Source organism: Pseudomonas sp. GM33 (assembly GCF_000282295.1).
Taxonomy (GTDB): Bacteria; Pseudomonadota; Gammaproteobacteria; order Pseudomonadales; family Pseudomonadaceae; genus Aquipseudomonas; species Aquipseudomonas laurylsulfatiphila.
On sequence record NZ_AKJO01000189.1, the window covers coordinates 1 to 6,871 of the forward strand.

General features: G+C 60.7%; 3 protein-coding genes and 1 pseudogene. 2 read left to right on the forward strand and 2 right to left on the reverse strand.

Annotated features, from left to right (window positions below; translation table 11 throughout):
* Positions 1–185 (forward strand): annotated as a pseudogene (locus PMI26_RS00630) (LacI family transcriptional regulator); the annotation flags it as partial.
* Positions 186–191: 6 nt separating this feature from the next.
* Here the strand turns inward: PMI26_RS00630 and PMI26_RS00625 are convergent.
* Positions 192–410, reverse strand: a complete 219-nt coding sequence (locus PMI26_RS00625) for a DUF2970 domain-containing protein (RefSeq protein ID WP_007980782.1) — start codon at positions 408–410, stop codon at positions 192–194.
* A 210-nt stretch (positions 411–620) separates the two neighbouring features.
* A complete protein-coding gene (gene metH, locus PMI26_RS00620) occupies positions 621–4,331 on the reverse strand; it encodes a methionine synthase (RefSeq protein ID WP_007980784.1) in 3,711 nt (1,236 codons plus the stop codon).
* Positions 4,332–4,487: 156 nt separating this feature from the next.
* Between metH and PMI26_RS00615 the strand changes: the two genes are divergently transcribed.
* On the forward strand, positions 4,488–6,785 hold the full coding sequence (locus PMI26_RS00615) for a fatty acid cis/trans isomerase (protein ID WP_007980786.1): 2,298 nt from the start codon (positions 4,488–4,490) through the stop codon (positions 6,783–6,785).
* Positions 6,786–6,871: the final 86 nt, after the last annotated feature.

Here is a 6,871-nt window from a genome sequence, read left to right on the forward strand (position 1 = left end):
CCAGCCAGTACGGCGGCCGTGACCGCCAGATTCCGTTGCTGCAACTGATCGACCGGGCACAGGCCCGGCGACTGCTGGCGATGGGGGCCACCCAGGACTTCGGTGTGGATTTTCACAAACTCTCGGCCAAGGGCCGTCCCGCGTCCTGGCGTTACCCGTTCACCCTGCAAACCCTGATGCACTGAGCCGCGTCAAACCCCGGCCAGGAGTAGCACCAGCTTGACGATGCCGAACAGCGTCAAGGCGAACACCACCGTGAACAGGATCCCCAGAATCACGAAATGACTGGGCTTGCCGTGCGTGAAATCACGGGCCCGGTTCTTCCCGCTCTGCACCCCGAACGCCGCCGCCATGACGCTGTGCAGCATTTGCCAGAAGCTCGGCGGCTTGTTGTCGGCCGGATCGTCCATAAAACCCTCGCCACGAATGTGTGTGAGGCAAGCATAGACAAATCACAGCATGCACAAAACAAATGTGGGAGCGAGCTTGCTCGCGATGAGGCCGTAACAGTCGATATCCATGCGACTGTCAGTCCGCCATCGCGAGCAAGCTCGCTCCCACAGGGGTATGTGTTGGCCACAGGTATGTGTTGGCCACAATATCGTGACCAATAGAGCCGCTTAGTTGTCGTAACCCTGGTTCGGCGCCAGCCAGCGTTCGGTCACGCTCAACTCCTGGCCTTTGCGCGAGGTGTAGCTCTGAACCTGGTCCTTGTCGACCTTGCCCACGGCAAAGTACTGCGCCTGCGGGTGAGCGAAGTACCAGCCGCTGACCGCTGCTGCGGGGAACATCGCGTAGTGTTCGGTGAGGAACACGCCGCTGCGGCCGGCGCGCATTTCCTGGGCTTGCGGATCGAGCAGGGCGAACAATTGGGCTTTTTCGGTGTGATCCGGGCAGGCCGGGTAGCCCGGCGCCGGACGGATGCCGGTGTATTGCTCCTTGATCAGCGCTTCGTTATCCAGCACTTCATCCTTGGCGTAGCCCCAATAGTCTTTACGCACCTGCTGGTGCAGCCACTCGGCGCACGCTTCGGCCAGGCGGTCGGCCAGGGCCTTGACCATGATCGAGTTGTAGTCGTCGCCAGCGTCCTGGTAGGCCTTGGCCACTTCTTCGGCGCCGATGCCGGCGGTGGTGATGAAACCACCCACGTAGTCGGTCACTTCACTGTCCTTGGGCGCGACGAAGTCGGCCAGGGAGAAGTTCGGCTTGCCGTCGGTCTTGATGATCTGCTGGCGCAGGTGGTGCAACTTGGCCATTGGCTTGCCGTCATCGCCATAGAGTTCGATGTCGTCGTCATGCACCTGGTTAGCCGGCCAGAAACCGAACACCGCACGGGCGCTGATCAGCTTCTCGTCGATCAACTTGCGCAGCATTTCCCTTGCATCGTTGTACAGCGAGGTGGCCGCTTCGCCGACCACTTCGTCCTGAAGGATGCGCGGGAACTTGCCAGCCAGGTCCCAGGATATGAAGAACGGCGTCCAGTCGATGTACTCGGCCAGCACGTTGAGGTCAATGTTGTCGAGCACCCGCGTGCCGGTGAAAGTCGGCTTGACCGGCGTGTAGCTCGCCCAGTCGAACTGTGGTTTCTTGGCGATGGCCGCGCCATAGCTCAGGCGTTCGGTGCGGGCGCTACGGTTGGCGGTGCGCTCGCGAACCTCGATGTAGTCCTGGCGGGTTTTCTCGACGAAACCGGCCTTGAGTTCCTTGGACAGCAACTGGGTCGCCACGCCCACGGCGCGGGAGGCATCGGTGACGTAGATCACCGCATCGTTGCTGTACTTCGGCTCGATTTTCACCGCCGTGTGCGCCTTGGAGGTGGTGGCGCCACCGATCATCAATGGCAGGTGGAAGTCCTGGCGCTGCATTTCGCGGGCGACGTGGACCATCTCATCCAGCGACGGGGTGATCAGGCCGGACAGGCCGATGATGTCGCACTTCTGCTCCTTGGCCACCTGGAGGATTTTCTCCGCCGGGACCATCACGCCGAGGTCGACGATGTCATAGCCGTTGCAACCGAGCACCACGCCGACGATGTTCTTGCCGATGTCGTGCACGTCGCCTTTCACGGTCGCCATGAGGATCTTGCCCTTGGCTTCCGGCTTGTCGCCTTTTTCCAGTTCGATGAACGGGATCAGGTGCGCCACGGCTTGCTTCATCACTCGAGCGGATTTCACCACCTGGGGCAAGAACATTTTGCCGGCACCGAACAGGTCGCCGACGATGTTCATGCCGGCCATCAGCGGGCCTTCGATCACCTCGATCGGGCGAGCGAAGGACAGGCGCGATTCTTCGGTGTCTTCGACGATGTGGGTGGTAATGCCTTTGACCAGTGCGTGTTCCAGACGCTTGTTGACGTCCCAGTTGCGCCACTCTTCGGTCTCGGCTTCCTTGACGCTGCCGTCGCCCTTGTACTTGTCGGCGATGGCGAGGAGGGCGTCGGTGCCTTCCGGGGTGCGGTTGAGGATCACGTCTTCGACGGCGTCGCGCAGTTCCACCGGGATCTGGTCGTAGATCTCCAGCTGCCCGGCGTTGACGATACCCATGGTCAGCCCGGCGCGGATTGCGTACAGCAGGAACACCGAGTGGATCGCCTCGCGCACCGGGTTGTTGCCGCGGAACGAGAACGACACGTTGGACACGCCACCGGAAGTCAGTGCATACGGCAGCTCGTCACGGATGTAGGCACAGGCGTTGATGAAATCGACGGCGTAGTTGTTGTGTTCTTCGATACCGGTGGCGACTGCGAAGATGTTTGGGTCGAAGATGATGTCTTCCGGCGGGAAGTCCACTTCGTTGACCAGGATGTCGTAGGAGCGCTTGCAGATTTCCTTCTTGCGCGCTTCGGTGTCGGCCTGGCCGGCCTCGTCGAAGGCCATCACCACCACCGCGGCGCCGTAGCGCTTGCACAGTTTGGCGTGGTGAATGAACTGCTCGACGCCTTCTTTCATGCTGATCGAGTTGACGATGCCCTTGCCCTGGATGCATTTCAGGCCGGCTTCGATCACCTCCCACTTCGAGGAGTCGATCATGATCGGTACGCGGGAGATGTCCGGTTCGCCGGCAATCAGATTGAGGAAGGTTACCATGGCCTTCTTCGAATCGAGCATCCCTTCGTCCATGTTGATGTCGATCACCTGGGCGCCGGCCTCGACCTGCTGCAGGGCGACTTCCAGGGCTTCGGTGTAGTTGTCCTCGCGGATCAGCCGGGCGAACTTGGCCGAACCGGTGATGTTGGTGCGCTCGCCGACGTTGACGAACAGCGAACTGCGATCGATGGTGAAGGGTTCCAGGCCCGAGAGGCGGCAAGCTTTGGGGATGTCCGGGATCTGGCGCGGCGCATAACCGGCCACGGCCTTGGCGATGGCTTCGATGTGGCCCGGCGTGGTGCCGCAGCAGCCGCCGACAATGTTGAGGAAGCCGCTTTGGGCGAACTCTTCGATGACCTTGGCGGTTTGCGACGGCAGTTCGTCGTACTCGCCGAATTCGTTCGGCAGGCCGGCGTTCGGGTGCGCCGAGACGTGGGTGCCTGCCTTGTTCGACAGCTCTTCAAGGTACGGGCGCAACTCACTGGCGCCGAGGGCGCAGTTCAGGCCAACGGAAATCGGCTTGGCGTGGGCCACGGAGTTCCAGAAGGCTTCGGTGGTCTGGCCCGACAGGGTGCGACCCGAGGCGTCGGTGATGGTGCCGGAAATCATGATCGGCAGTTCGACGCCCAGTTCTTCGAACACGCCCTGTACGGCGAAGATCGCGGCCTTGGCGTTGAGGGTGTCGAAAATGGTTTCGATCAGGATCAGGTCGGCGCCGCCCTCGATCAGGCCTTTGGTGGATTCGGTGTAGTTTTCCACCAGCTCATCGAAGGTCACGTTGCGGTAGCCGGGGTTGTTCACGTCCGGGGACAACGAGCAGGTGCGACTCGTAGGCCCGAGCACGCCGGCGACGAAACGCGGCTTGTCCGGGGTTTCCAGGGTCTTGGCGTCGGCGACCTTGCGTGCCAGGCGAGCGCCTTCTACGTTTAATTCATACGCCAGGCCTTGCATGCCGTAGTCGGCCAGGGAGATCTGGGTAGCGTTGAAGGTGTTGGTTTCCAGAATGTCGGCGCCCGCGTCGAGGTAGGCTTTCTCGATGCCGCCAATCACGTCCGGGCGAGTCAGGACCAACAGGTCGTTGTTGCCTTTGACATCGCTCGGCCAGTCAGCGAAGCGTTTGCCACGGTAATCCTGCTCTTCGAGCTTGTAGCTCTGGATCATCGTGCCCATACCGCCATCGAGAATCAGGATGCGCTCTTTGAGGGCGTGCTTGAGAGCTTGAAGGCGAACGCTGCGATCGGACATTTGGACTACTCGGTAAGACCATGACGAAGGGGCGGGATGATAGCAAACCTGTGCGCTTTTAGAGCATTACTCGGATTTGCATGAATATCGTTCATGTTGTCAGGGGTGGCAGACCGGTAGAATCGCGGCGTTTTTTCAGGATCCGGGACCAGGGACATGTCTTATCGCTTCGTCATCAGCAGTGTGTTGATGCTTTTAAGCTGGGGCGCTGCGGCGCAAAGTTCGGCGAATTCCTCTGCCATTTCCTACAGTCGAGACATTCAACCGATCTTCACTGAAAAGTGCGTGGCCTGCCACGCCTGCAACGACGCCGCCTGTCAGCTCAACCTGGGCAGCGGCGAGGGCGCGGCACGCGGCGCGACGAAAGTCCCGGTTTACGACGGTGACCGTACTAAGGCGGTAGCGCCGACGCGGCTGTTTCTGGACGCGTCCGGAAAAGCCGCCTGGCAGCAAAAGGGCTTCTTTTCGGTGCTCGATGCGCAGGGCAGCCAGGCTGCATTGATGGCGCGGATGCTGGAATTGGGCCACAACACCCCCTTGCAACCCAATGCCAGGCTGCCGCAAGACATCGTCCTGGGCCTGAACCGGGAGAACATGTGTTCCATGCCCGCGGAGTTCGATGGCTATGCCGCTTCGCACCCGAAGGAAGGCATGCCGCTGGCGGTGACCGGCCTGACCGACCAGCAGTACCAGACGCTGCAACGCTGGCTGGCCGCAGGCGCACCTATCGATCAACAGGCCCTGGCCCCGAGTGCGCAAGAAGCACAGCAAATGATCCAGTGGGAAAACCTGCTCAATTCGCCGGGCGCCCGGCAAAGCCTGGTGGGACGCTGGCTGTATGAACACTGGTTCCTCGCTCATCTTTATTTCAAGGAGGGGGAGCCCGGGCATTTCTTCCAGTGGGTGCGTTCGCGCACGCCGACCGGCCAGCCGATTGACCTGATCAATACCCGGCGCCCCAACGATGATCCGGGCACGGAGTTTTACTACCGCTTGTGGCCGGTGCAAGGCGTGATCGTGCACAAGACCCACATCTCCTATCCCCTGAGTGCGGCGAAGCTGGCGCGGGTCAAATCCCTGTTCTACAGCGGCAACTGGGAGGTCAATGCATTGCCGGGCTACGGGCCGAAGAGCCGGGCCAACCCCTTTACCACCTTCGAAGCGATTCCGGCCCAGGCGCGCTATCAATTCATGCTCGATAACGCCGAGTACTTCGTGCGCACCTTTATCCGTGGGCCAGTGTGTCGGGGGCAGATCGCCACGGACGTGATTCGCGATAACTTCTGGGCGTTGTTCCAGGCACCTGAACACGACCTCTACATCACCGACCCGAACTATCGCGGGCAAGCCACGCCCTTGCTGGCGATGCCGGGGCAGAATGATGATGTCGGCAGCGTCCTGACCCTGTGGCACGACTACCGCGACAAACGCAACGAATACGAGGCCCTGCGCCGCGACAGCTACGCCGATTTGCCCGCACCGAGCTGGTCGACCCTGTGGGCCGGCAACGACAACGCACTGCTGAGCATCTTTCGCCATTTCGACAGCGCCTCGGTGACCAAGGGCCTGATCGGTGAGGTGCCGCAGACGATGTGGTTGTTCGACTATCCGCTGCTGGAGCGCACCTACTATCAACTGGCAGTCAATTTCGATGTGTTCGGCAATGTGTCCCATCAGGCCCAGACGCGCCTGTATTTCGACCTGATCCGTAACGGCGCCGAGCAGAATTTCCTGCGCCTGATGCCCGCCGATTCGCGGGAGGGCTACCTCGACGACTGGTATCAGAACAGTGGCAAATTCAAGATGTGGCTGGACTACGAGTCCATCGACGATGACAAGCCGACGGCGCTGAAGCTTGATCCGCAGGATCCCAAGCGCGATTTCGCCCAGCAATTGCTGACCCGTTATGGCGACCTCAATGCCAGGCCCGACCCGATCAACCGCTGCGATGGCGCCTACTGTTCGCGGCCGAACATTGATCCGGACCTGCAAAATGCCGAGCAAGTGTTGAGCCGCCTGACTTCGCGTCCGGCGGCGGGGTTGAAAGTGATTGATCAGCTGCCGGAAGCGACCATGCTGCGCATCGAAACCGGCAGCGGCAAGCGTGAGGTCTACAGCCTGTTGCGCAACCGGGCCCACAGCAACGTGGCGTTCCTGCTCGGCGAATCGCTGCGCTATCAGCCGGGGCTCGATACCCTGACGATTTTCCCGGGTGTGCTCAGCAGCTACCCGAACTTCATGTTCAACATTCCGGCCGGGCAAGTGCCAGCGTTTGTGGATGCGATGGAGAACGCCAAGGATAGCGACAGCTTTGAGAAAATCGTCGAACGTTGGGGAATACGCCGTAGTCATCCGCAATTCTGGCTGTATTTCCATGACCTGAGCCGCTACATCCAGGAGACCGATCCGGTGGAAGAGGGCGTGCTGGACATGAATCGCTACGAGAACCTCTGACCACTCGCCGAACCCTTGTGTAGGAGCTGCCGCAGGCTGCGATCTTTTGACTTTGATTTTTAAAATTCAAGATCAAAAGATCGCAG